This is a genomic window from Rhizobium sp. P38BS-XIX (genome assembly GCF_012641435.1).
GTDB lineage: Bacteria > Pseudomonadota > Alphaproteobacteria > Rhizobiales > Rhizobiaceae > Rhizobium.
Map to the genome: position 1 here is coordinate 513,851 of NZ_JABAIJ010000001.1, position 25,346 is coordinate 539,196.

At 59.0% G+C, this 25,346-nt stretch carries 22 protein-coding genes and 3 tRNA genes; 24 read left to right on the forward strand and 1 reads right to left on the reverse strand.

The features are described from left to right. The first annotated feature begins 68 nt into the window (after positions 1 to 68). The 4 genes from HGP17_RS02465 (at position 69) to HGP17_RS02480 (ending at position 5,307) form a co-directional block, all read left to right on the forward strand. The gene (locus HGP17_RS02465) at positions 69 to 1,430 is read left to right on the forward strand and encodes an aminotransferase class I/II-fold pyridoxal phosphate-dependent enzyme (RefSeq protein WP_246703979.1); all 1,362 of its coding nucleotides are present in this window, start codon (positions 69 to 71) and stop codon (positions 1,428 to 1,430) included. A gap of 16 nt (positions 1,431 to 1,446) precedes the next feature. Further along, complete coding sequence (locus HGP17_RS02470) at positions 1,447 to 2,301, forward strand: SDR family oxidoreductase (protein ID WP_168805638.1); 855 nt, start codon at positions 1,447 to 1,449, stop codon at positions 2,299 to 2,301. Between the two features lie 130 nt (positions 2,302 to 2,431). After that, positions 2,432 to 4,009 carry a sulfatase-like hydrolase/transferase gene (locus HGP17_RS02475; protein ID WP_246703947.1) on the forward strand — a complete coding sequence of 526 codons (1,578 nt, stop codon included), beginning with the start codon at positions 2,432 to 2,434 and terminating at the stop codon, positions 4,007 to 4,009. Next, positions 4,006 to 5,307: a capsular biosynthesis protein gene (locus tag HGP17_RS02480; protein WP_168805642.1), complete on the forward strand. Its 1,302-nt coding sequence runs from the start codon at positions 4,006 to 4,008 to the stop codon at positions 5,305 to 5,307. The genes HGP17_RS02475 and HGP17_RS02480 overlap by 4 nt, the downstream gene beginning before the upstream one ends. A gap of 355 nt (positions 5,308 to 5,662) precedes the next feature. Here HGP17_RS02480 and HGP17_RS02485 read toward each other — a convergent pair. Next, positions 5,663 to 5,738, reverse strand: a tRNA-Val gene (locus HGP17_RS02485). 391 nt (positions 5,739 to 6,129) lie between these two features. Here HGP17_RS02485 and HGP17_RS02490 point away from each other — a divergent pair. The 20 genes from HGP17_RS02490 (at position 6,130) to HGP17_RS02585 (ending at position 25,340) form a co-directional block, all read left to right on the forward strand. Next, positions 6,130 to 6,206, forward strand: a tRNA-Asp gene (locus HGP17_RS02490). A 49-nt stretch (positions 6,207 to 6,255) separates the two neighbouring features. Further along, positions 6,256 to 6,332, forward strand: a tRNA-Asp gene (locus HGP17_RS02495). A 257-nt stretch (positions 6,333 to 6,589) separates the two neighbouring features. Then, positions 6,590 to 6,955, forward strand: a complete 366-nt coding sequence (locus HGP17_RS02500; protein WP_028754004.1) for an NADH-quinone oxidoreductase subunit A — start codon at positions 6,590 to 6,592, stop codon at positions 6,953 to 6,955. Continuing rightward, on the forward strand, positions 6,946 to 7,527 hold the full coding sequence (locus HGP17_RS02505; RefSeq protein WP_168805644.1) for an NADH-quinone oxidoreductase subunit B: 582 nt from the start codon (positions 6,946 to 6,948) through the stop codon (positions 7,525 to 7,527). The genes HGP17_RS02500 and HGP17_RS02505 overlap by 10 nt, the downstream gene beginning before the upstream one ends. Before the next feature lie 18 nt (positions 7,528 to 7,545). Beyond that, positions 7,546 to 8,148, forward strand: a complete 603-nt coding sequence (locus tag HGP17_RS02510; protein WP_168805646.1) for an NADH-quinone oxidoreductase subunit C — start codon at positions 7,546 to 7,548, stop codon at positions 8,146 to 8,148. Positions 8,149 to 8,214: 66 nt separating this feature from the next. Then, positions 8,215 to 9,405: an NADH-quinone oxidoreductase subunit D gene (locus tag HGP17_RS02515; protein WP_168805648.1), complete on the forward strand. Its 1,191-nt coding sequence runs from the start codon at positions 8,215 to 8,217 to the stop codon at positions 9,403 to 9,405. After that, on the forward strand, positions 9,405 to 9,722 hold the full coding sequence (locus tag HGP17_RS02520) for a hypothetical protein (protein WP_168805650.1): 318 nt from the start codon (positions 9,405 to 9,407) through the stop codon (positions 9,720 to 9,722). Before HGP17_RS02515 ends, HGP17_RS02520 begins: the two co-directional genes overlap by 1 nt. Positions 9,723 to 9,737: 15 nt before the next feature. After that, the gene (locus HGP17_RS02525; RefSeq protein ID WP_168805652.1) at positions 9,738 to 10,838 is read left to right on the forward strand and encodes an NADH-quinone oxidoreductase subunit E; all 1,101 of its coding nucleotides are present in this window, start codon (positions 9,738 to 9,740) and stop codon (positions 10,836 to 10,838) included. A gap of 10 nt (positions 10,839 to 10,848) precedes the next feature. Continuing rightward, on the forward strand, positions 10,849 to 12,153 hold the full coding sequence (gene nuoF / locus HGP17_RS02530) for an NADH-quinone oxidoreductase subunit NuoF (RefSeq protein WP_168805654.1): 1,305 nt from the start codon (positions 10,849 to 10,851) through the stop codon (positions 12,151 to 12,153). A 29-nt stretch (positions 12,154 to 12,182) separates the two neighbouring features. Next, complete coding sequence (locus HGP17_RS02535) at positions 12,183 to 12,899, forward strand: 5' DNA nuclease (protein WP_246703948.1); 717 nt, start codon at positions 12,183 to 12,185, stop codon at positions 12,897 to 12,899. Positions 12,900 to 13,140: 241 nt separating this feature from the next. After that, positions 13,141 to 15,222 carry an NADH-quinone oxidoreductase subunit NuoG gene (gene nuoG, locus HGP17_RS02540; protein ID WP_168805656.1) on the forward strand — a complete coding sequence of 694 codons (2,082 nt, stop codon included), beginning with the start codon at positions 13,141 to 13,143 and terminating at the stop codon, positions 15,220 to 15,222. 12 nt (positions 15,223 to 15,234) lie between these two features. Beyond that, complete coding sequence (nuoH, locus tag HGP17_RS02545) at positions 15,235 to 16,278, forward strand: NADH-quinone oxidoreductase subunit NuoH (RefSeq protein WP_015339512.1); 1,044 nt, start codon at positions 15,235 to 15,237, stop codon at positions 16,276 to 16,278. Between the two features lie 40 nt (positions 16,279 to 16,318). Next, a complete protein-coding gene (gene nuoI, locus HGP17_RS02550) occupies positions 16,319 to 16,810 on the forward strand; it encodes an NADH-quinone oxidoreductase subunit NuoI (protein WP_168805658.1) in 492 nt (163 codons plus the stop codon). 149 nt (positions 16,811 to 16,959) lie between these two features. Beyond that, positions 16,960 to 17,574 carry an NADH-quinone oxidoreductase subunit J gene (locus tag HGP17_RS02555; RefSeq protein WP_168805660.1) on the forward strand — a complete coding sequence of 205 codons (615 nt, stop codon included), beginning with the start codon at positions 16,960 to 16,962 and terminating at the stop codon, positions 17,572 to 17,574. A gap of 31 nt (positions 17,575 to 17,605) precedes the next feature. Then, a complete protein-coding gene (gene nuoK, locus HGP17_RS02560) occupies positions 17,606 to 17,914 on the forward strand; it encodes an NADH-quinone oxidoreductase subunit NuoK (protein WP_007689961.1) in 309 nt (102 codons plus the stop codon). 7 nt (positions 17,915 to 17,921) lie between these two features. After that, positions 17,922 to 19,916: an NADH-quinone oxidoreductase subunit L gene (nuoL, locus tag HGP17_RS02565; RefSeq protein ID WP_168805662.1), complete on the forward strand. Its 1,995-nt coding sequence runs from the start codon at positions 17,922 to 17,924 to the stop codon at positions 19,914 to 19,916. Further along, positions 19,916 to 21,427 carry an NADH-quinone oxidoreductase subunit M gene (locus HGP17_RS02570; protein ID WP_168805664.1) on the forward strand — a complete coding sequence of 504 codons (1,512 nt, stop codon included), beginning with the start codon at positions 19,916 to 19,918 and terminating at the stop codon, positions 21,425 to 21,427. Before nuoL ends, HGP17_RS02570 begins: the two co-directional genes overlap by 1 nt. An 18-nt stretch (positions 21,428 to 21,445) precedes the next feature. Continuing rightward, positions 21,446 to 22,888, forward strand: a complete 1,443-nt coding sequence (nuoN, locus tag HGP17_RS02575; RefSeq protein WP_168805666.1) for an NADH-quinone oxidoreductase subunit NuoN — start codon at positions 21,446 to 21,448, stop codon at positions 22,886 to 22,888. Further along, positions 22,888 to 23,652, forward strand: a complete 765-nt coding sequence (locus HGP17_RS02580) for a biotin--[acetyl-CoA-carboxylase] ligase (protein WP_168805668.1) — start codon at positions 22,888 to 22,890, stop codon at positions 23,650 to 23,652. Before nuoN ends, HGP17_RS02580 begins: the two co-directional genes overlap by 1 nt. A gap of 14 nt (positions 23,653 to 23,666) precedes the next feature. Next, a complete protein-coding gene (locus HGP17_RS02585) occupies positions 23,667 to 25,340 on the forward strand; it encodes a ribonuclease J (RefSeq protein ID WP_168805670.1) in 1,674 nt (557 codons plus the stop codon). Positions 25,341 to 25,346 lie beyond the last annotated feature (6 nt).

Below are 25,346 nucleotides of genomic sequence, written 5' to 3' on the forward strand. Positions count from 1 at the left end.
CAGTGACGACGCAAGACGCCAATGGCGGTAAGCCTGCGGAGCAGAACAAAAGCAGCCTCCTGGAGCAGATGCGTCGTGTTGGCGAATCCTCGGGGCGTAATCGCGCCGAACGCCTGAACAGGCAGTCCCAGCCGCAGCAGCGTCCGGCGATCCGTTTCGAGGATCTGCCGGAATACAAGCGCGTTGCGACGCAGCGTATAGCCGGCGAGATGCTGGGCGTTGCCAATCCCTTCTATCGTTCGCACGATGTGGCGGCTGGTGCGACGACCCGCATCGGCGGTCGCGAATTCGTAAACTTCGCTTCCTATGATTATCTGGGCACCAATACTGATCCGCTCGTTGCATCGAGCGCCAAAGAGGCGATCGATCGTTTCGGGATTTCCGCCTCCGCAAGCCGTCTTGTTGCCGGTGAGCGCCCGGGCCATGTGGAGCTGGAGCGCAAGCTTGCTCAGGTCTATGGCGTCGATGCTGCCGTTTGTTTCGTCAGCGGCTACCTGACGAATGTCGCCGCCATCGGATGCCTGATGGGACCGCAGGATCTGGTGATCCATGACGAGTTCATCCACAACAGTGCGTTGGCCGGCATCAAGCTGTCGGGCGCCGTTCGCAGGCTCTTCAAGCACAATGATGTCGACAATCTCGAGAGCATCCTCAAAACTCTCTCGTCGGATTTCAGGCGCATTCTGGTTATCGTCGAAGGCATCTACTCCATGGACGGCGATGTCGCCGATCTGCCTGGCCTTCTGGAGCTCAGGGCGCGCTATGGCTTCTGGCTGATGGTCGACGAAGCGCATGCGCTCGGCATTCTCGGCAAGACCGGCCGCGGCACGTTCGAGCATTTCGGGCTCGATCCGCGCGAGGTCGATATATGGATGGGGACACTCTCGAAGACGACGTCGAGCTGCGGGGGTTACATCGCCGGCAGCAACGCGCTTGCCGATATTCTGAAGGCCGAAGCCGGCGGCTTTGTCTATAGCGTCGGTCTCTCGCCCGTTCTGGCCGCTGCCGCAATCGCAGGCCTCGATATCCTGCAGTCCGAGCCGCAACGAACCGAGCGTCTCAGGCGCAACGGTCATCTGTTTCTCGAATGCGCGAAGGCTGCAAACCTCGATACGGGGCTGAGCACCGGGTATTCGGTCGTGCCCGTGATTGTTGGCGATTCTCTTCGTGCGGCGCAGCTTTCGAACGATCTGCTGGCCGAGGGAATCAACGTCCTGCCGATCATCCATCCGGCCGTCCCGGAGGGCATGGCCCGCCTTCGGTTCTTCATCACCAGCAATCACACCGAAGAACAAATCCGCCGTGCTGTCACCTTGACCGCGGAAAAGCTGAAAAGCCTGCAGGACCGCAATTTCGGTCTCGCATCGCTCGATATGGAAAAGATGATGCAGCTGCTGCCGATGACGCAGACCTCGACTGATCGGCTGTAACATCGGGGTGGGTTTCATGCACGTTATCGTCACCGGTGGTTCAAGCGGAATTGGCCTGTCGGTAGCAAAACTTTATGCTGGCAGAGGCGACCGCGTAACGCTGCTTGCGCGCGACCTGACCCGCTTGGAGGAGGCGAAGGCCGAGATTGGCTCTGTTCCCGGCGTCGATATCTCCCACATTCAGATCGCCTCGGTCGATGTCGCGTTGGCGGCGCAGCTTTCTTCCTTGGTCGAAAGTTGCGAGATGTCGTTCGGGCCGTGCGACGTCCTGATCGCATCGGCCGGCGTGGTTGAGCCCATGGCCTTCGATGCGATGCCGGCATCCGTCTTTGATGAGCAGGTCACGATCAATCTGCTTGGAACGGCAAATGCGGTGCGTGCCGTCTACAAGGGCATGAAAAGCCGTCGTCGCGGCAAGATCATGATGATTTCTTCGGGCGCGGCACTCATCGGCATTTTTGGTTATACCGCTTATTGCGCCTCGAAATCGGCTTTGAGCGGCTTTGCGGAAGCTCTGAGCACAGAGGCGTCAGCTTGCGGTGTTCAGGTTTCCATCTGCTTTCCGCCTGATACGCTGACGCCGCAATATCGGCGCGAAGTCGCGCTGCGGCCCGTCGAGGCCGATGTTCTGATGGGGTCGGTCAAGCCGTGGAGCGCGGAGAAGGTGGCCGCAAGGATCGTGCATGGGCTGGATCGGGGCAGGGGGCGAATCCACTTCGGATTTTCTCTGACGGCGCTCGCTTATCTCGGATCATTTATCAAGCCGCCAATATTCTGGTGGTTTTCGCTAAAAACGCGAAAGATAATTGAGAAAGAATCAACCAAAAGTCTTGTCCATCCCTCAGACAGAGGCTTTGATCATGGTAAGTGATACGAAACAATTGCCTGTGCTATGTGATCAGCATAGATGGATTGAGAAGGTGAGCCGGAAATCTGGCGCTTGCGCCATCAAGAATTGAAGAAACGCTGCTGCAGGCAGTGGGCATTTGGATGGCATTGTCTTGAAGCTTCATGATTTTCCAGTGTTTCTCACCATTGCCGGCTTCGCGTTTTCCTGCGTTGTGGTGTTCCTCACAGACGTCTTTGCGATGCCTGCTGCCATCAATGCGCAGAATCGGATGCCGAGAAGCTGGCAGCGCAGGCTGTGCGACTGGGCGGTCCGAATTCCCGTCATTGCATTGATCTATGCCGCCTTCTTCGCGATTTCCTGGCGACCCATCTACAGCACGCAGGCAGTCATCAGCTTCTTCGTCATCTTCACCGGCATTTCGCGGGCGAAATTCGAGTTCATCCGCGAGCCGCTGGTCTTTTCCGACATCGCGCTCGTCGTGGACGTCTTCAAATACAAGGAGATATTTTACGCGACGTCGTTGAATATCTTCTTCTGGATCATCGCCTTCGCCTACGTGTTCGGCCTGAGCGGCCTCTATATGTATCTGGAGCCCTCGGTCCTGCCGGATCAGAATGCGTTGCTTTGGATCTTGCTGATGCTGGGCGTCGCGTTTGCGCCCTGGCTCGCGCTTTTGAACAGGCTGGTCAGCGAGCCCGTTTGCCATTTCACGCAGAAATATCTGGGTAGGGTCGACGTCAAGGTTGATACGGTCCGATTCGGCACCTTCGCTTCCGTGGTCTTTCATTTCGTTATCTGGGTGGGTGTGCGGCGCGAAACTATCGTCGCCGAGCTATCGGGACGCTTCCTCTCGGCCTTGCAGGAGCTTTGGGAACACGGTGACGACGAGCCGCTGATCATCATCTGGCAATCGGAATCCTTCATCGATCTCCGCCATTTCGGCGTGGAGAACGTCAAGCTTCCGAATCTCGATCGGCTACGGGAGCAGGCGGCTCAATGGGGTCGCATGACCAGCGTCTTCGAGGGCGGCTATACGTTGCGGACGGAATTTGCCGTCCTGAGCGGGCTGCTTCCCGAAAACGTGCATATCGACGCCAGCTATCCTTATCTCCGCGCCAGCCACTACAAGGATGTCGTCTGGCCAGCGCGCTTGAAAAAGGCTGGCTGGAAGACGCAGTTCATCCATCCATACGACAAGACCTTCTTCTTGCGCCACAAGGCTTTGCCACAGCTTGGCTTCGATCGGATGATGATGCTGGATGAGTTTGATCATAATCCGGAGCGGGATGGTCCCTACGTCAGCGATCTGTCCCTGACCAAGAGCGTGATTCGCGCGATAGACGAGGATGGCACGAGCAAGAATTTCGTCTTTGTCGCCTCGATGGCGAATCACGGGCCCTGGGAGCCGGGCCGTTGTGGCGATCTGGTTCATCCGGTGGAAATCTACAGCGAGCTTTTGATGCGCGCTGATCATGCGCTCGGCAATCTTGCACATCACCTGGACCGGCTCGATCGTCCCGTCTGGCTGCTGTTTTATGGCGATCACGCGCCGCTCCTGAAGGCTTTTGCAGACCCGTTTCCGGATCCACGCACCGATTACGTCATCGTTCCGCTCGGCCGGGCGCGTCAGCATTCGCAAAAGCCGAAGCAGGCGCAGGAAGAAGCCCCCTGGAACCTCATCGGAACCATGCTGCGCTATGCCGGGCTGAGCACCGAGGTTCCGGAATGATTGCAGAGCCGAAGGGGAATGAAGGCGATTCTCCGTCTGCGTTCCTTTTTCTGCAAGGGCCATCCTCGCCGCTATACGTGGAGATTGCCAGAATTTTGCGGGCGGCCGGCTGCAAGTGCATCCGCATCAATCTGAATGCCGGAGACTGGATTTCCTGGCGAACGGATGGCGCGCTCAATTATCGGGGGGATTTCTCGCGCTGGCGGGAGTTTGTTCGGCAGCGAATCGCGGACGAAAACATCACGGACGTGATTCTTCATGGCGAGGAACGTCCCTATCACCGCATCGCTGTCGAAGAGGCGCAGCGATTGGGCGTTCGCGTCAATGTGGTGGAGATGGGCTATCTCAGACCGGATTGGGTAACTTTGGAGAGAGACGGGCTATCTTCCAACTCGCACTTCCCCGTCGATCCCGCCCATATCCTGAACGCGGCCGCCAATCTGCCGGAGCCGGATCGCACTCGCCGTTACAGCCAGACTTTCCTTGCCGAAGCGCTCTACGATCTCGCTTACTATCTTCCGACCGTCTTTCTCTGGTTTCTCTATCCCGGCTATCGACGGCACGGGCTCTACCATCCGCTGATGGAGTATGCGGGCTGGCTGCGCCGGCTGCCTGCGAGTGGAAAGAGGGGGCGAGACGCGAAGAAGGCGATCGACTCGCTGATCGCCGATCGCACGGATTTCTTTGTTTATCCCCTGCAGCTTCAGACAGACTATCAGCTGCGCTCGCATTCCCCATTTCATCAACAGCAGGATGCCATAAGGCTGATTCTGAGTTCCCTGGCGCAGAATGCGGTCGCCAGTACGCATATCGTCGTCAAGCTGCATCCGCTTGATAACGGGCTTGTGGATTGGCGCATGTATCTAGCAGAGGTCAGTGCCTCCTGCGGCCTGTCTGCTCGTGTGCATTTCCTTGATGGCGGCAACCTCGATCATTTGGTTGCCGCGAGCCGAGGCATGGTGACGGTTAACTCCACGGCCGCGCTTTCGGCATTGCAGGCAGGCAAGCCCGTAAAGGCTCTCGGAACGTCCATCTACGATATCGAGGGCTTGAGCGATCAGCAGCCGCTCGATCGATTCTGGACCGATCCCGCAGCGCCATCGCCGGAGATTCGCAGCGCGTTTTTCAGACTGCTTGCCGCATCCGTCCAGGTGCGCGGCAATTTCTGCTCCAGAGAAGGGGCGGAAGCTGCGGCGGCGCACATTGCAGAGAGACTCTTGTCAAAGACCGTCAACTTGCCGGGTGGCTATGTCGATCCGGCGCCACGTCAAAAGCCGATAAAGATTCGTGTCGCTTGATCAATCGGCGAGTCGGCCAAATATCGGCGGCGCAAAACCTACTGATATTGGTGAAATTGACATCCAGGCCACTTACATGTGGAGTCGGAGCAACCTAATGCAGCGATTCGACGTTAGGACTGAAAGCGCTCAGCTGTTTGCCGGGGAGCAAACGTCATGGATGGCAGTAAGATGGAAAGATTTATGCTCAAAGAGCTGCTGATGATCATCGCGGCTCTGGTGCTCGTTTCCGTAGTGCTTCTGGGAATTGTCATCACCGGCAATTATTGAGCGATTGTGTCTTCACGATAAGTGAAAGCACATGCCGCTCGTTGCTTGGCAACGCTAAATTACATTCGAAATATTTTGGAGAAAATGGTGGGCGATGAGAGACTCGAACTCCCGACATCCTCGGTGTAAACGAGGCGCTCTACCAACTGAGCTAATCGCCCGTCCCGCCAGCAGGTCATTGGCCCGCCGCGTTCGGTGGCCGTGATCTATGCGGAACGAGGACAAACCGCAAGAGTGTTTGTGAAGAATTTTTGATTTTTTTGATTTTTGCACATCCACTTGCATGTGCCGCCTGGATCCACGTTGAGGCGAGGGGATGCGAAGGGCTGTGCAAATCCCGTCTGAATGCAATGCGCCATGCGGGAAGCTGCCATGTCAAATCGCTAGGGCAGAAAACTGCGGCCTGACTTCTCCAAAACAATTCACACTCTGTCATCGATTTGTATTCAAACCTGCTTGACACCCAAACACGAACCCCGTAGTTAGCCGCTCATCGAACGGCGAGGGCCGCTTTGATGGGTGCGAAAGCAACCGGAATACTTGAAATGAAGTGCGGGTGTAGCTCAGTCGGTTAGAGTGCCGGCCTGTCACGCCGGAGGTCGCGGGTTCGAGCCCCGTCACTCGCGCCATTTTCAGGGAATTTCCGGTTCTGCGCCAGGCTGGATGGCCAAACAATGCGCGGGTGTAGCTCAGTCGGTTAGAGTGCCGGCCTGTCACGCCGGAGGTCGCGGGTTCGAGCCCCGTCACTCGCGCCATTCTTTCCAAGCCATTACAATCAAACATCAATTTATTGCGATTGCGAAATGGACATTTCGCGTTTGCGCCGATTTGTCGCGATGCCGTCGCAACATATTGATATCTACCGCTCGATAGTACCCCAAAGGACAGATTCAAAAGGCTTGCGCGAGCGCTCCGGCTGCGCTAACCACGGCTTTGTTGCAACGCTCTTTCGCTTGCTGGGCATTTGCTCAGATGCGCCGCCCGGCGCTGATCGCAAGCAGGGATGGACATGATGACTGGACTGCTCAGTTCCTATATTCCGATAGCGATTTTCATTGGTATTGCCGTGGTGATCGGCCTGGCGTTGTTGATCACGCCGTTTGCCGTCGCCTTCAAGGCGCCTGACTCGGAAAAGCTGTCGGCCTATGAATGCGGTTTCAACGCATTCGATGACGCCCGCATGAAGTTCGATATCCGCTTCTACCTGGTATCGATTCTCTTCATCATCTTCGACCTGGAAGTCGCCTTCCTTTTCCCTTGGGCCGTATCCTTTGGTGCGATCGGCTGGTTCGGGTTCTGGTCGATGATGGTGTTCCTCGCGGTGCTGACCATCGGCTTTATTTATGAATGGAAGAAGGGAGCCCTGGAATGGGAGTAGCCCCAAGCAACACGCCGCTCGTGGCGCCGCAGCCGAAGGGGATCATCGATCCCGCGACCGGCCGGCCGGTCGGCAGCAACGATCCGTTCTTCGGTGAGATCAATAACGAGCTCGCCGACAAGGGTTTTCTGGTCACCTCGACCGATGAGCTGATCAACTGGGCCCGTACCGGCTCCCTGATGTGGATGACCTTCGGCCTCGCTTGCTGCGCCGTCGAGATGATGCAGGTTTCCATGCCGCGTTATGACGTCGAGCGTTTTGGCTTCGCGCCGCGTGCCTCGCCGCGCCAGTCGGACGTCATGATCGTCGCCGGCACGCTGACCAACAAGATGGCCCCCGCTCTGCGCAAGGTCTATGACCAGATGCCTGAGCCGCGTTACGTCATCTCGATGGGCTCCTGCGCCAACGGCGGCGGCTATTACCACTATTCCTATTCCGTCGTGCGCGGATGCGACCGCGTCGTGCCGATCGACATTTATATACCGGGCTGTCCTCCCACGGCAGAGGCGCTGCTTTACGGCGTGCTTCTGCTGCAGAAGAAGATCCGGCGCACCGGCACGATCGAACGGTAAGGCAGGGGACAAGGTATCATGAGTGAAGCCCTGAACGAACTCGCCTCTTACCTCACGGAAGTTCGTAGCGCCCTGATCTCCTCGACGGAGATCAAGCACGGCGAGTTGAACGTGACGACGACGGCCGAAAACGTTATCGCCCTGCTGACCTTCCTGCGCGACGACGCCAAGTGTGGTTTCGTCAACATGACGGATATTTGCGGTGTCGACTGGCCACAGCGTCCGCAGCGTTTCGACGTCGTCTATCATCTGCTTTCGCCGAAAAAGAACGTGCGCATCCGCGTCAAGGTGCCGACGGGCGAAGACGAGCCGGTTCCGTCGGCCTGTGCCGTCTATCCGGGTGCCGATTGGTTCGAGCGCGAAGCCTGGGACATGTACGGTATTCTCTTCACCGGCCATCCGGATCTGCGTCGTCTGCTGACGGACTATGGTTTCGAAGGCCATCCGCTGCGCAAGGATTTTCCGACGACCGGTTTCGTCGAAGTCCGCTACGACGATGCCGCCAAGCGCGTCATCTACGAGCCGGTGGAATTGAAGCAGGAATTCCGTAACTTCGACTTCTTGTCGCCGTGGGAAGGCACCGATTACGTGCTGCCGGGTGACGAGAAGGCGAAAGCCTGATCGATGACGTGTGGCGGGCTTCTGCCTGCCATTCTCTGACATTCTGAAAACGCGAGCATCGCCGCCATGACAGAACATAACGTTCGCAACTTCAACATCAATTTCGGCCCGCAGCATCCGGCTGCGCACGGCGTTTTGCGTCTTGTCCTCGAATTGGACGGCGAAATTGTGGAACGCGTCGATCCGCATATCGGCCTGCTGCATCGCGGCACTGAAAAGCTGATCGAAACGAAGACATATCTTCAGGCCGTTCCTTATTTCGATCGCCTAGACTACGTGGCGCCGATGAACCAGGAGCATGCTTATGCCCTGTCCGTCGAAAAGCTGCTCGGCATCGATATCCCGATCCGCGGCCAGCTGATCCGCGTTCTCTATTCGGAAATTGGCCGCATCCTGTCGCATCTGCTGAACGTCACGACGCAGGCCATGGACGTCGGCGCGCTGACACCGCCGCTCTGGGGCTTCGAAGAGCGCGAAAAGCTGATGGTGTTCTACGAGCGCGCCTCCGGCTCGCGCATGCACGCCGCTTACGTTCGTCCAGGCGGCGTTCACCAGGATCTTCCCGAAAAGCTGGTTCAGGATATCGGTGACTGGTGCGATCCTTTCCTGAAGGCGCTTGACGATATCGACGATCTTCTCACCGGCAACCGCATCTTCAAGCAGCGTAACGTCGATATCGGCGTGGTGTCGCTGGAAGACTGTTGGGCCTGGGGTTTCTCGGGCGTCATGGTCCGTGGCTCCGGCGCTGCATGGGATCTGCGCAAGTCGCAGCCTTATGAATGCTACTCCGATCTCGAATTCGATATTCCGATCGGCAAGAACGGCGATTGCTACGACCGTTACCTCATTCGCATGATCGAAATGCGCGAGTCCGTCCGGATCATGAAGCAGTGTGTCAACCGTCTGCTCGGCGATGCCAAGACGGGGCCTGTTTCGTCACTGGACGGTAAGGTCGTTCCGCCGAAGCGCGGCGAGATGAAGCGCTCGATGGAAGCGCTGATCCACCACTTCAAGCTTTATACCGAAGGCTATCACGTGCCGGCCGGCGAAGTTTACGCAGCTGTTGAAGCGCCGAAAGGCGAGTTTGGCGTGTATCTCGTCTCGGACGGTTCCAACAAGCCGTATCGCTGCAAGATCCGTGCGCCGGGCTATGCGCATCTGCAGGCCATGGACTTCATGTGCCGCGGCCATCAGTTGGCCGACGTCGCTGCCGTGCTGGGTTCGCTCGATATCGTGTTTGGTGAGGTGGACCGTTGATGCGAGCCTGGCAGGTTGTCATTCCTGTGTTGCTTCTCGCTGGCAGCGCTTCGGCGCAGCAGGCCGTGAAGACACAAAACCTGCCGAGCATCAATATGCAGGATTCGAAGGGCATCGGCTCCAATCCTGCGAAAGGCGGAAACGAGGCTGCGGCGGCGGGAGATTCGACCATCGCCGAGCTCCTGTCCCGTGGCTACCAGATCAAGACCGCGGTGCCCAACGGCGCTAAGTTTGTAGTATTTATGCAGAAAGACCAGTCGGCCTATGCCTGCGAATTCTCGTCCCTGACGAATACGCGGTGTGGGTCCTTAAACTGAGATAAGGCGTGAAAGATGTCCGTTCGTCGACTAGCCGAAGATCAATTCCAGCCTGCCGCATTCGCTTTCAGCGATGAAAATGCGGTCTGGGCGGAAAAGACGATCAAGAAATACCCGGAAGGGCGCCAACAGTCCGCGATCATTCCGCTACTGATGCGTGCGCAGGAGCAGGATGGCTGGGTCACCAGGCCGGCGATCGAGACGATCGCTGACATGCTTGATATGGCCTATATTCGCGCCCTTGAAGTCGCGACCTTCTACACGCAGTTCCAACTTCATCCGGTTGGCACGCGCGCTCACGTTCAGGTCTGCGGCACGACGCCCTGCATGCTGCGCGGCGCCGAAGGGCTGATCAAGGTCTGCAAGAGCAAGATCAATGCGCATGCTTTCGACCGCAATGAAGACGGCACCCTGTCCTGGGAAGAAGTCGAATGTCAGGGCGCCTGCGTCAACGCACCGATGGTGGTGATCGGCAAGGATACCTATGAGGATCTGACCCCGACACGTCTCGAAGAGATCATCGATGCGTTCGCCGCAGGCAAGGGACACGAAATCGCGACCGGTCCGCAGATCGATCGAGTCTTTTCGGCTCCGGAAGGTGGCTTGACGTCTCTCCTGTCGGATGAGGCGAAGGCAAAGAGCGTTGCTGACAAGACGGCCAAGGCTGCGGCGGAAGCCGTATCGATCCCGCCGTCGGAAGCCGCTCGCGTCAAGAGCACGGATGCCGAGACCAACCAGAGCCTGAAGACGCCGGCAACGGCACCGAAGGAATCGGCCAAGAACGCCAAGATTGTCGAAACCGCCGCGGAGCCCGCAGCCGGTAAGCCGTCGCTTGACGACAAGGATCGTCCCGCCGGTATCGAAAGACCCGCGCAGCCGGATAATCTTCAGCTCATTTCAGGCGTCGGTCCGAAGATCGAAGGCACGTTGCATGAGCTTGGTATCTTTACCTTCGCGCAGATCGCGAGCTGGCACGAGGCCGAGCGCCATTGGGTCGACGGTTATCTGAATTTCAAGGGCCGGATCGAGCGCGACGAATGGGTCAAGCAGGCTGAGGCACTCGCTAAGGGTGGCGAAGCGGAATATATCAAGGTCTTCGGCAAGAAGCCGCGGTAAGAGGTGAAGCATGTTACAGGATCAGGATCGCATCTTTACCAATATCTACGGCCTCAAGGATAAGTCCCTCAAGGGCGCGATGTCGCGCGGCCATTGGGATGGCACGAAGCAAATCCTCGAAAAGGGCCGTGATTGGATCATCAATGAAATGAAGGCTTCCGGCCTTCGCGGCCGTGGCGGCGCAGGCTTTCCGACCGGCCTGAAGTGGTCCTTCATGCCGAAGGAAAGCGACGGTCGTCCGCACTACCTCGTCGTTAACGCCGACGAGTCCGAGCCGGGCACCTGCAAGGACCGCGACATCATGCGCCACGATCCGCATACGCTGATCGAAGGCTGCGTCATCGCCGGTTTTGCCATGGGCGCAAACGCCGCCTACATCTACGTCCGCGGCGAATACATGCGTGAACGAGAAGCGCTGCAGGCCGCGATCGATGAATGCTACGATGCTGGTTTGTTGGGTAAAAACAACAAGCTCGGCTGGGATTTTGAGGTTTTCGTTCATCACGGCGCCGGCGCTTACATCTGCGGCGAAGAAACCGCACTGCTCGAAAGCCTTGAAGGCAAGAAGGGCCAGCCGCGTCTGAAGCCTCCGTTCCCGGCCAACATGGGGCTTTACGGCTGCCCGACGACTGTAAACAACGTCGAGTCGATCGCCGTTGCTCCGACCATCCTGCGTCGCGGCGCCGGCTGGTTCTCGTCTTTCGGCCGTCCGAACAATGTCGGCACGAAGCTGTTCATGCTCTCCGGTCACGTCAACCGTCCTTGCACGGTCGAAGAGACGATGGGCATTACCTTCCGCGAGCTGGTCGAAAAGCACGGCGGTGGTATTCGCGGCGGTTGGGACAACCTGCTTGCCGTCATTCCAGGCGGTGCGTCGTGCCCGGTCGTTCCGGCTGCTGACATCATCGACTGCCCGATGGATTTCGACGGTCTGCGTGAAGTCAAGTCGTCCTTCGGCACGGCCGCTGCGATTGTCATGGACAAGTCCACCGACATCATCAAGGCGATCGCCCGTATCTCGGCCTTCTTCAAGCACGAGAGCTGTGGCCAGTGCACGCCTTGCCGCGAAGGCACGGGCTGGATGTGGCGCGTTCTTGAGCGTATGGCTCGTGGTAACGCCCAGAAGCGCGAGATCGACATGCTGTTCCAGGTGACGAAGCAGATCGAAGGCCATACCATCTGTGCGCTCGGTGACGCAGCCGCATGGCCGGTGCAGGGCCTGATCCGCAATTTCCGTCCGGAAATCGAGAAGCGTATCGACCAGTACACCGCCAATGCGACGAGCCACGGCGCAGTTCTGGAAGCGGCCGAGTAAGGATCATGATGGCGAAGCCGAGGAATATCATGCAGGACAGCGGAGCAGCCGATAGTGCATCGGCCGAGCTCGGCCGCGTCGCTGCCGATATGCTTCGGCATGGGCCCGTCATGCCGATCCATCCGCTGATGGCCCATCCGGCTGCGGCGTTTGCCGCAGCGGCGGCCATCGGTTTTGGTATTACGTCGCAGATTGCCGGTGTGTTCTTCGGTGCGGTTCAGGGCGCTGTCGAGGCGGCAAACAAATATGCCGCCGAGCACGATGGACGCAACGATATCGCTGTCGTCGAAAAGGCGGCTGCTGCGACGAATGGGGCAGGGGATACGAAGCCTGTGAGGGTATCGCCCGTTGCCAAGCCGGTCGCACCAAAGCCTGCGATCGTGAAGTCGAAGGCCTTGCCAGTCGTTGGCAAGAAGGCAGCTGCGAAGCCGGTTGCCGAGGTTGTGGCGGCGCCTGCGAAGAGCAAGGCCAAGGTGGAAGCCGTTACGGCAGTCGCTGTGAAACCAGCTCAGGCGCGGAGCCGCAAGGCCGTTGCAAAGTCCGATGACCTGAAGCGAATTTCGGGTGTCGGGCCGAAGCTGGAGCAGGTGTTGAACGAGCGCGGCTTTCAGCGTTTCGCCGATATCGCCGCCTGGAGCGATGCGGATATCGATCGGATCGATGCCGAGCTTGGTTTCGACGGTCGTATTCGGCGCGATGACTGGGTCGGCCAGGCGAAGGCGCTTCTGCCGAAAGGCCGGAGTTGAAGGTTTTCCCCGGCCGTATCTGACGGTAGGGGAGTGTGAATCAAAGCGGTTGAAATGAAGCGGGTGTGCCCCGTCGGATTTCGATCGGTCTGCGGGTCTTGTGGGGACAAGGCTTGGCAAAGTTTATTGTGAGCAACCGGTGCCACGCGGCCTCAAGTCGCCCGATGGCAATCCGGTCTGCGATCATGAAATTGTCTGCGGCCACGTTCGGCTGGAGACGTGACATAGGACTGAGTGGACGATGGCTAAACTGAAGATTGACGGTAAAGAGATCGAAGTTCCGGATCACTACACGCTTATTCAGGCGTGCGAGGAAGCCGGCGCCGAAGTCCCGCGCTTCTGCTTCCATGAACGACTGTCGGTGGCCGGCAATTGCCGCATGTGCCTTGTTGAGGTAAAGGGCGGCCCGCCGAAGCCTCAGGCTTCCTGCGCCATGGGCGTTCGCGATATCCGCGGCGGTCCGAACGGCGAGCTCCCGGAAGTTTTCACCAACACGCCGATGGTCAAGAAGGCCCGCGAAGGCGTGATGGAATTCCTGCTGATCAACCACCCGCTGGATTGCCCGATCTGCGACCAGGGCGGCGAATGCGACCTGCAGGACCAGGCCATGGCCTTCGGCATCGACAGTTCGCGCTATCAGGAAGACAAGCGCGCCGTCGAAGACAAGTATATCGGCCCGCTCGTCAAGACCGTGATGAACCGCTGCATTCACTGCACGCGCTGCGTCCGCTTCACGACGGAAGTTGCCGGTATCTCCGAACTCGGCCTGATCGGTCGCGGCGAAGACGCCGAAATCACCACCTATCTCGAGCAGGCGATGACCTCCGAGCTGCAGGGCAACGTCGTTGACCTTTGCCCGGTCGGCGCTCTGACCTCGAAGCCGTTCGCTTTCACGGCTCGCCCTTGGGAACTGAACAAGACGGAATCGATCGACGTCATGGACGCGCTCGGTTCGGCTATCCGCGTCGATACCCGTGGCCGCGAAGTGATGCGCGTGCTGCCCCGTGTCAACGAGCAGATCAATGAAGAGTGGATCTCCGACAAGACCCGCTTCATCTGGGATGGTCTGAAGACCCAGCGTCTCGACAAGCCCTATGTCCGCAAGGATGGCCGTCTGCAGCCGTCAACCTGGGGCGATGCTTTCGCCGCCATCAAGTCGGCTGTCGCTGCCTCGAGCGGCGCCAAGATCGGCGCCATTGCCGGCGATCTCGCTTCCGTCGAAGAAATGTATGCTCTCTCCGAGCTGCTGAAATCGCTGGGATCGGAAAACCTCGACTGTCGCCAGGACGGGACGGCTCTTGATCCGTCGCTCGGCCGCGCAAGCTATATCTTCAACCCGAGCATCGAAGGCATCGAAGCCGCCGATGCCCTGTTGATTGTCGGCGCCAATCCCCGCTTCGAAGCTGCCGTGATGAACTCGCGCATCCGCAAGCGCTGGCGCCGCGGCAAGTTCCCGATCGGTGTCATCGGTGAACATTCTGATCTCCGCTATTCCTACGATTATCTCGGTGCTGGCCCGGATACGCTCGCCGATCTCGTCAGCGGTTCGCACAAGTTCGCCGACATTCTGAAGAACGCAGAAAAGCCGATGATCATCATCGGGCAGGGCGCTCTGATCCGTGAAGACGGTGCTCAGGTGCTCGCAAATGCAGCAAAACTTGCTGCTGCTGTTGGCGTCGTCAAGGACGGCTGGAATGGCTTTGCGGTGCTGCACACGGCAGCGTCGCGCGTCGGCGGCCTCGATCTCGGCTTCGTGCCGGGCGCTAAGGGCGTCAATGCGGCTGACATGCTGTCGGCGATGGACGTGCTGTTCCTGCTCGGTGCCGACGAACTCGATTTCAGCCGCAAGGGTGCGAAGTTCACGGTCTATATCGGCTCGCATGGCGACAACGGCGCTCAGAGCGCCGACGTCATCCTGCCGGCGGCTGCTTACACCGAAAAGTCGGGCACCTGGGTCAATACTGAAGGCCGCGTGCAGATGAGCAACCGTGCCGGTTTCGCACCGGGCGACGCTCGCGAGGACTGGGCGGTCATCCGCGCTCTTTCCGACGTGCTCGGAAAGAAGCTTCCCTTTGATTCGCTGAGAGAATTGCGCGCGAAGCTCTATGCAGCCTTCCCGCATTTCGCCGGCATCGACGAGATCGCCGAAGCCGATAGCGCCCAAATTGCCGCACTTGCGAAAAAAGCCGGTGCGATGGGCAAATCGGCATTTGCTTCGCCGATCAAAGACTTCTATTTGACGAACCCGATAGCGCGCGCCTCGGCTGTCATGGCTGAGTGCTCGGCATTGGCCCGCAACAATTTCCAGGCTGCGGCAGAGTAAGGGCAGAGGACTATGGATTCATTCGTTTCGACCTATCTCTGGCCGGCGCTGATCATGATCGGCCAGTCTTTGCTGCTCCTGGTCTGCCTGCTGGTGTTCATCGCCTATATTCTTCTTGCCGACCGCAAGATCTGGGCGGCGGTTCAGCTGCGTCGCGGCCCGAACGTCGTTGGCCCCTTCGGCCTGTTCCAGTCTTTCGCCGACCTCTTGAAGTTCATGTTCAAGGAGCCGATCATCCCGGCCGGCGCCAACAAGACCGTGTTCCTGCTCGCACCGCTGGTTTCCGTGGTGCTGGCTCTCTCCACCTGGGCCGTCGTGCCGGTGGCGCAGAACTGGGTCGTTGCCGACATCAACGTCGGTATCCTTTACATCCTGGCGATCTCGTCGCTTGAAGTTTACGGCATCATCATGGGTGGCTGGGCTTCGAACTCGAAGTATCCGTTCCTCGGCGCGCTCCGCTCCGCCGCGCAGATGGTGTCTTACGAAGTCTCGATCGGCCTCGTCATCGTCACCGTTCTGCTCTGCGTCGGTTCGCTGAACCTGACGGATATCGTGCTCTCGCAGCAGACGGGCCTCGGCACCAAGCTTGGCCTGCCGGCGTCGTTCCTCGACTGGCACTGGCTGTCGCTGTTCCCGATGTTCATCGTGTTCTTCATCTCGGCGCTGGCTGAGACGAACCGTCCGCCCTTCGATCTTCCGGAAGCGGAATCGGAGCTGGTTGCCGGCTTCATGGTCGAATACGGTTCTTCGCCATACATGATGTTCATGCTTGGCGAATACGCTGCCGTCGTTCTGATGTGCTCGCTGACGACGATCCTTTTCCTCGGCGGCTGGCTGCCTCCGGTCGATATCTGGATCCTGAACTGGGTTCCGGGCATCATCTGGTTCCTGCTGAAGTCGTGCTTTGTTTTCTTCATGTTCGCGATGGTGAAGGCTTTCGTGCCGCGCTACCGCTATGACCAGCTCATGCGCCTTGGCTGGAAGGTTTTCCTGCCGCTGTCGCTCGCCATGGTCGTTATTGTTGCATTCGTGCTGAAGCTGACGGGATGGGCATGATGATGTCGATCCTCGCTTCAAGCAGATTTGGAGGTTGAAGATGGCCGGATTGTCCAACGCCGTCAGCTCGCTGTTCCTCAAGGAATTTGTCGGCGCATTCTTTTTGTCGATGCGTTACTTCTTCAAGCAGAAGGCAACGATCAATTATCCCTTCGAAAAGGGGCCGGTCAGCCCGCGCTTCCGTGGTGAACACGCACTGCGCCGTTATCCCAACGGCGAAGAGCGCTGCATCGCCTGCAAGCTTTGCGAAGCCATCTGTCCTGCCCAGGCCATCACCATCGAAGCCGGCCCGCGCCGCAACGACGGCACTCGCCGCACGGTGCGTTACGATATCGACATGGTGAAGTGCATCTATTGCGGCTTCTGCCAGGAAGCCTGCCCGGTCGACGCGATCGTCGAAGGGCCGAACTTCGAATTCGCCACCGAAACCCGCGAAGAGCTCTACTTCGACAAGGCGCGGCTTTTGGACAATGGCGACCGCTGGGAACGTGAAATCGCGCAGAACATTGCGATGGATTCGCCGTACCGCTGAGCGGAGTTTTGAGTATGCCGTGACTGGCGGTCGATGATCGCCGTCGCGGTTGAATCTAGACCGGGGCTTTGCCGGATGACAATCCGGCCGAGCTCCATCGGGCAGGGGACACTCCCGGCTGCCCGGGGGAAGACGAAAAAGGCACCAACATGGGTCTGCAGGCTCTTTTTTTCTACATCTTCGCCTTTGTCGCTGTGGCGTCGGCGTTCATGGTCATCTCGGCGCGGAATCCGGTCCATTCGGTCCTGTTCCTCATCCTGGTTTTCTTTAACGCGGCCGGCCTCTTCCTGTTGATGGGGGCTGAATTCCTGGCGATGATCCTGCTGGTCGTTTATGTCGGCGCCGTGGCGGTCCTCTTCCTCTTCGTCGTCATGATGCTCGACGTCGACTTTTCCGAGCTCAGGGCCGGCATTCTGGAATACGCTCCGATCGGCGCACTGATCGGTGTCATTCTGGCGGCCGAGCTGATCGTCGTTATCGGCGGCAGCGTGATTTCGCCCGAGATTGCAAAGACGGTCGCCATGCCGATCCCGGCCTCGACGCAGCGCACCAACACTGCCGCGCTCGGCGACGTGCTCTACACCAACTACGTATACTTCTTCGAGATCGCCGGCCTCGTTCTGCTGGTCGCGATGATCGGCGCGATCGTGCTGACGCTCAAGCATCGCACGCATATCAAGCGCCAGAATATTTCCCAACAGGTCGCCCGCACGCCCGCGACCGCCGTCGAGGTGGTCAAGGTCAAGCCGGGGCAGGGCGTCTGAGGCGAGGCACGAGGATCAAAGGAACAAGAACATGGTCATCGGACTTTCCCACTACCTCACGGTTAGCGCCATCCTCTTCGTGCTCGGCGTCTTCGGTATCTTTCTGAACCGTAAGAACGTCATCATCATCCTGATGTCCGTCGAACTCATATTGCTCGCGGTCAACATCAACATGGTCGCCTTCTCGTCGTTCCTCAACGACATCGTCGGCCAGGTTTTCGCTCTATTCATTTTGACCGTCGCCGCCGCCGAGGCTGCTATCGGTCTTGCAATTCTCGTCGTCTTCTACCGTAACCGCGGCTCCATCGCGGTTGAAGACGTCAACGTGATGAAGGGCTGATACAGCTATGTTTTTATATAAGGCTATCGTCTTTCTTCCTTTGATCGGCGCGATCATAGCCGGCCTTTTCGGCCGCGCGATCGGCGCCAAGGCTTCGGAATACGTCACCAGCGGCCTGATGATCATCGCAGCCGTGCTGTCATGGATCGTCTTCTTCACTGTGGCGCTCGGCCATACGGACGGCCCGATCAAGGTTGAAGTCCTGCGCTGGATCCAGTCCGGCGGCATCGACGTATCCTGGTCGCTGCGCGTCGACACGCTGACATCGATCATGCTGATCGTGGTGAACTCGGTCTCGACCCTGGTTCACGTCTACTCGGTCGGATACATGCATCATGATCCGCATCGTCCGCGCTTCTTCGCCTATCTTTCGCTCTTCACCTTCGCCATGCTGATGCTGGTGACTTCCGACAACCTCGCCCAGATGTTCTTCGGCTGGGAAGGCGTCGGTCTGGCCTCCTACCTGCTCATCGGCTTCTGGTTCAAGAAGCCGTCCGCTTCGGCCGCTGCGATGAAGGCCTTCATCGTCAACCGCGTCGGCGACTTCGGCTTCGTGCTCGGCATCGCAGGCGTCTTCGTTCTGTTTGGCTCGATCAACTTCGACGTCATCTTCGGCAATGCGCAGAGCTTTGCCGCAGGGCAGGGCGGTCAGCCGACCGATGTCGTGTTGAACTTCCTCGGCATGCACCTCGATCGTGGCCACGCTCTTACGGCCGTCTGCCTACTGCTGTTCATGGGCGCTATGGGTAAGTCGGCGCAGTTCCTGCTGCACACCTGGCTTCCGGACGCGATGGAAGGCCCGACCCCGGTTTCGGCGCTCATTCATGCCGCGACCATGGTCACCGCCGGCGTCTTCCTCGTCGCCCGCATGTCGCCGATCTTCGAACTCTCGCCGGATGCGCTGACTTTCGTCACTATCATCGGCGCGATCACTGCCTTCTTCGCTGCAACCGTCGGCCTCGTACAGAACGACATCAAGCGCGTCATCGCTTACTCGACCTGTTCGCAGCTGGGCTACATGTTCGTCGCCCTAGGCGTCGGCGCTTACGGTGCTGCCATCTTCCACCTGTTCACGCACGCCTTCTTCAAGGCGCTCCTGTTCCTCTGCGCCGGCTCGGTCATTCACGCCGTCGACGGCGAGCAGGACATGCGGCATATGGGTGGTCTTCGTACGCACATCAAGAAGACCTACTGGATGATGATGATCGGCACGCTTGCGATCACCGGCGTCGGCATTCCGTTCACACCGTTCGGCTTCGCTGGCTTCTTCTCCAAGGATGCGATCATCTCGGCTGCTTATACGTCGCACAATCCGGCTGCTGGCTTTGCCTTCACGCTGCTGGTCATTGCCGCGCTGTTCACGAGCTTCTATTCGTGGCGCCTGATTTTCATGACCTTCTTCGGAAAACCGCGCGCCTCGCATGAGGTCATGCACCATGTGCACGAATCGCCGAATGTCATGCTGATCCCGCTCTATCTGCTGGCGATCGGCGCAGTCTTCGCCGGTTGGTATTTCCATGACTACTTCGTCGGTCACGACTACGAAGAATTCTGGAAGCACGCGCTGTTCACGCTGCCTGACAACAAGATCCTCGAAGAGATGGAGCATGCCCCGCATTGGGTCGAGCTTAGCCCGTTCATCGCGATGATCGTCGGCTTTGTGGTTGCATGGTACATGTACATCAAGTCGCCGGAAACGCCGCGCAGGCTCGCTCAGCAGCAGCGCCCGCTCTACGAGTTCCTTTTGAACAAATGGTACTTCGACGAACTGTATGACTTCCTCTTCGTTCGCTCCGCCAAGGCTCTTGGCCGCTTCCTCTGGAAGAAGGGCGATGTCGGAGTCATCGATACCATCGGCCCGAACGGCATTGCCGCACGCGTGGTCGATGTTACCAACCGCGTCGTGCGCCTGCAGACCGGCTACCTTTATCACTATGCCTTCGCGATGCTGCTCGGCATTGCGGCCCTCGTTACCTGGATGATGCTCGGGAGTTCCCTCTGATGACCGATTGGCCTATTCTTTCAACGGTCACGTTCCTGCCGCTGGTGGGCGTCCTTCTCCTGCTGTTCACCCGGGACGATGGCCCCAACGGTCGCCGCAACATCCTGAACATTTCGCTGGCGACGACGATTTTCACCTTCCTTGTCTCGCTGTTGATCTGGATCTGGTTCGACAATGCCAATCCGGGTTTCCAGCTGATCGAGAAGCATGAGTGGCTGACGACCGGTATCAGCTATCATATGGGCGTCGACGGCATCTCCATGCTGTTCGTCATCCTGTCGACCTTCCTGATGCCGTTCTGCGTCGCTGCAAGCTGGCTCTCGGTCGAAAAGCGTCTGAAGGACTACATGATCGCCTTCCTCGTCCTTGAGACGATGATGATCGGCGTGTTCGTCTCGCTGGACATCGTGCTGTTCTACGTCTTCTTCGAAGCCGGCCTGATCCCGATGTTCCTGATCATCGGCGTATGGGGCGGCAAGGATCGCGTTTACGCCAGCTACAAGTTCTTTCTTTACACGCTGCTCGGCTCGGTGCTGATGCTGCTCGCCATCATGGCGATGTACTGGCAGGCCGGCACGACGGACATTCAGGCGCTGCTGCAATACAAGTTCCCGCCGCAGATGCAGACTTGGCTATGGTTGGCGTTCTTCGCCTCCTTCGCGGTGAAAATGCCGATGTGGCCGGTTCATACCTGGCTTCCCGACGCGCACGTTCAGGCGCCGACGGCCGGCTCGGTCATCCTGGCGGGCGTTCTCCTGAAGCTCGGCGGCTATGGTCTCATCCGCTTCTCGCTCGGCATGTTCCCGAACGCTTCAGAGTATTTTGCGCCGCTCGTCTTCGCGATGTCCGTCATCGCCATCATCTACACCTCGCTGGTGGCGCTGATGCAGGAAGACATCAAGAAGCTGATCGCTTATTCCTCGGTCGCCCACATGGGTTACGTAACGATGGGTATTTTCGCGGCGAACCAGCAGGGTGTTCAGGGCGCAATCTTCCAGATGCTCTCGCACGGTATCGTCTCCGGCGCGCTCTTCCTCTGTGTCGGCGTGATCTACGACCGCACCCATACCCGCGAAATCGCGGCCTATGGTGGCCTGGTCAACAACATGCCGAAATACGCCGTTGCCATGATGGTCTTCACCATGGCCAATGTCGGTCTGCCCGGCACATCCGGCTTCATCGGTGAATTCCTGACCCTGATCGGCGTGTTCCGCGCGAACACCTGGGTTGCGCTCTTTGCCGCCACCGGCGTTATCCTGTCGGCCGCTTATGCGCTCTGGCTCTACCGCCGCGTCATTTTCGGCGTGCTGGACAAGGAAAACCTGAAGAAGCTTCTGGATCTGTCCCCGCGTGAACAGCTGATCCTTTATCCGCTGATCGCGCTCACGATCCTCTTCGGCGTCTATCCGGCTCCGATCTTCGATGCCACTGCCGCTTCGGTGGATCTGCTGGTAAACAATTATACCGCTGCCCTGCACGCTGCGCAGAATGTTGCGCTGTCGATGAATTGATGACGGGACCTATTCGACATGACTGCTGACACAATTCTCGCAAGCCTGCATCTTTCCATACCGGAGCTCATCCTCGCGGTCGGTGCACTTGCTTTGCTCATGATCGGTGTGTTCTCGGGCGAACGGTCGGGACCGACCGTCACCGGCCTTGCCATCGCGCTTCTTGCGGTGGCCGGTCTCTGGATCATCTTCGTTCCGGGCGAGGGCCTTGCCTATGGCGGCGCCTATCTCGCAGACGGCTTCTCTCGCTTCATGAAGGTTGTCGCGCTGGTCGGCTCGATCGTCGCCATGTTCCTCAGCATGGGGCAGGCGCGTGAGCAGCAGCTCGATCGCTTCGAGTTTCCGGTCCTGCTTGTGCTCGCGACCCTCGGCATCCTGCTGATGATCTCGGCGCATGATCTGATCTCGCTCTACCTGTCGCTGGAACTGCAGTCGCTGGCGCTCTACGTCGTCGCCGCAATCAACCGCGACAGCCTGAAGTCGACCGAAGCCGGCCTGAAGTATTTCGTTCTCGGCGCGCTGTCGTCGGGCATGCTGCTTTACGGCATGTCGCTGGTTTACGGTTTCACCGGTCACACCAGCTTCGACGCGATCGCAACGGCGCTCAGCTCGGGCACCCGCTCGCTCGGCCTCGTCTTCGGTCTGGTCTTCGTGCTTGCCGGTCTGGCCTTCAAGATCTCGGCCGTGCCGTTCCACATGTGGACGCCGGACGTTTACGAAGGCGCGCCGACACCGGTCACCGCCTTCTTCGCCGCTGCGCCGAAGGTTGCCGCCATGGCGATCCTGACCCGCATCGTGGTGACGGCATTTCACCCGGTGCTCGCTGACTGGCAGCAGATCATCGTGTTCATCTCGATCGCTTCGATGCTGCTCGGTTCCTTTGCGGCGATCGGCCAGCGCAACTTCAAGCGACTGATGGCCTATTCCTCGATCGGTCACATGGGCTACGCGCTGGTCGGCCTTGCCGCCGGCACGAAGGCAGGTGTCTCCGGCGTCATGCTGTACATGGTCATCTACATGGTCATGACGCTCGGCTCGTTTGCCATCATCATGGCAATGCGCCGCAAGGATGGACGTCAGGTCGAAAACATCGACGATCTTGCGGGCCTTTCCACGACGAACCCGTTCATGGCGGTTGTTCTGACGGCGCTGATGTTCTCGCTGGCCGGCATTCCGCCGCTCGCGGGCTTCTTCGGGAAGTACTTCGTCTTCCTCGCAGCCATCCAGGCGCATCTCTATGCGCTCGCCATCATCGGCGTGCTGTCTTCCGTCGTCGGTGCTTTCTACTATCTGCGCGTCATCAAGGTGATGTGGTTTGATGAAGCCACGGACGAGTTTGCCCGCACGGCCGGTTCGCTGCGACTGGTCTTCGGTCTGTCCGGTCTCTTCGTCATCGCATACGTAGTCTTCGGCAGTGCAATCGGCGGTGCTGCCGATCTGGCAGCCGCGACGCTGTTTTGATGGTGTTTGATTTGAATAGCCGGAAGTCGCTCGCCGACTTCCGGCATGATGCTCTTCTAGAGACTTCTTCTACAAATAGCGTCTGCCTCGAAAGGGCGCGCGCTGGCGATGCGGGAAACCTCTGGGTCACCGCCGAGCGCCAGACTGGGGGACGCGGTCGCCGCGGTCGTCCTTGGCTCTCGGAGCCTGGCAATCTCTACGCATCATTGCTTCTGATCGATCCTGCGCCCATGGAGCGCCTCGGCTCCCTGCCTTTGGCCGTGGCTGTCGCCGTACATCAGGCAGTGCGCAGCGTACTGCCTTTGGCAGCCGAGCCGGCGGAGATCAAATGGCCGAACGATATTCTGATCGGGCGCAAGAAGACCTGCGGTATTCTCATCGAAGGTGAAGCGCTGGCGAACGGCCGCTACGCCTTGGTCATCGGCATCGGTATCAATGTCTCGACCAAGCCGGATACGGCAATGTATCCCGTGACGTGCCTGCGCGAGCAAGGATCGATGGTTTCGGCCGAAGAGCTCTTTGCGCATCTCTACGCGGCAATGGTGGAATCCCTTGCTGTCTGGGATCGAGGCAAGGGTGTGCGTGAGGTTACGGCCCGCTGGCGCGATGTTGCCTGCGGCATCGGCGAAAAGATCACCGTGAATTTGCCTGACAAGTCGATTTTCGGCCATTTCGTCGGAATCGATGATAATGGCTTGTTGATGCTCGAAACCGATGGCGGCGGGATCATGCCGATCGCGGCGGGCGATGTTTTTCTAGGATAATGGTTGGGGACGAAATGGCGAAGCAAGACGAACTGGTGTTTCTGCCACTCGGCGGCGTCGGCGAGATCGGAATGAATCTTGCGCTGTACGGCTATGGCGCGCCGGAGCATCGCCAGTGGATCATGGTCGATTGCGGCGTCACGTTTCCGGGGCCGGACCTGCCGGGCGTCGATCTCGTTTTGCCGGATATTCGTTTTCTGGCCAAGGAGCGGAAGAGCCTCAAGGGTATCATCATCACCCACGCCCATGAGGATCACTATGGTGCCTTGAATGATCTCTGGCCGGGGCTCAACGTTCCCGTCTATGCCTCGGGCTTTACCGCTGGTCTCCTAGAGGCCAAGCGCGATTACGAAAAGACCATGGGTGAAATCCCGATTACGCCGTTCAAAGCCGGCGATCGCATCAATGTCGGCCCATTCGAGATCGAAGGCGTGGCCGTCAACCACTCCATTCCAGAACCCATGTCGCTGATGATCCGCACGCCCGTCGGCAATGTGATTCACACCGGCGATTGGAAGATCGATCATGAGCCGTCGCTCGGGCCGCTGACGGACGAGACCCGCTTCCGGCAGCTCGGCGACGAAGGCGTTCTGGCGCTGATGTGCGATTCCACCAATGCGCTGCGCGACGGCGTCTCGCCGTCCGAAAAGGACGTCTCCGCCAGCCTGCGCAAGATCATCGAGGATGCGGAGGGTCGGGTCGCCATCACGACATTCTCCTCGAATGTTGGCCGTATCCGCACGATCGCCGAGGCTGCCGAAGCGGCCGGTCGCGAAGTGCTGTTGCTTGGCAGTTCTCTGAAGCGTGTGGTCGATGTCGCCCGCGATGTCGGCCTCATGGAAGGCGTCAAGCCGTTCATTGCCGAGGATGAGTATGGCTATATTCCGCGCGATAAGGTCGTGGTGATCCTGACGGGTAGCCAGGGCGAGCCGCGTGCGGCCCTTGCCAAACTCGCACGGGATGAGATGCGCCATGTCGCGCTGGCACCGGGCGATATCGTCGTATTCTCGTCGCGCGCCATTCCCGGCAACGAGAAGGCGATCCAGGATATCAAGAACGGCTTGATCGAACAGGGTATCCATATCGTCACGGACGCCGAAGCGCTCGTGCATGTGTCCGGACACCCCCGCCGAAACGAACTGCAGAAAATGTATGAGTGGACGAGGCCGAAGGTCGTCGTGCCAGTTCATGGGGAAGCAACCCACCTCACCGCGCATAAGGAACTGGCCGAGCAAAGCGGCATCGCGACCGTTCCGCGCGTGCGCAACGGCGACATACTGCGGCTTGCACCGGGCTCCGTCGAGGTCATTGGCGAAGCGCCGCATGGACGTATCTTCAAGGACGGCATACTGATCGGCGATTTCGACGAAATGGGCATCGGCGAGCGCCGGAAGCTTTCCTATGTCGGCCATGTCGCCGTCAACGTCGTTCTGGATGCTCGCTACGATATCGTCGGCGATCCCGATGTCGTGCCGATCGGCCTGCCGGCCTACGATGACGAAGGCGACGAGATGGAAGATACGCTGTTCGACGCCGTCGTCAGCGCGATCGAAAGTGTGCCGCGCGCCCGTCGCAAGGATCTCGACATGCTGCAGGAAGCCGCCCGCCGTGCCGTGCGTGCAGCCGCGAATCAGGGCTGGGGCAAAAAGCCTATGGTCACGGTGTTCATCACCCGCACCGGCGGCTGACGTCGC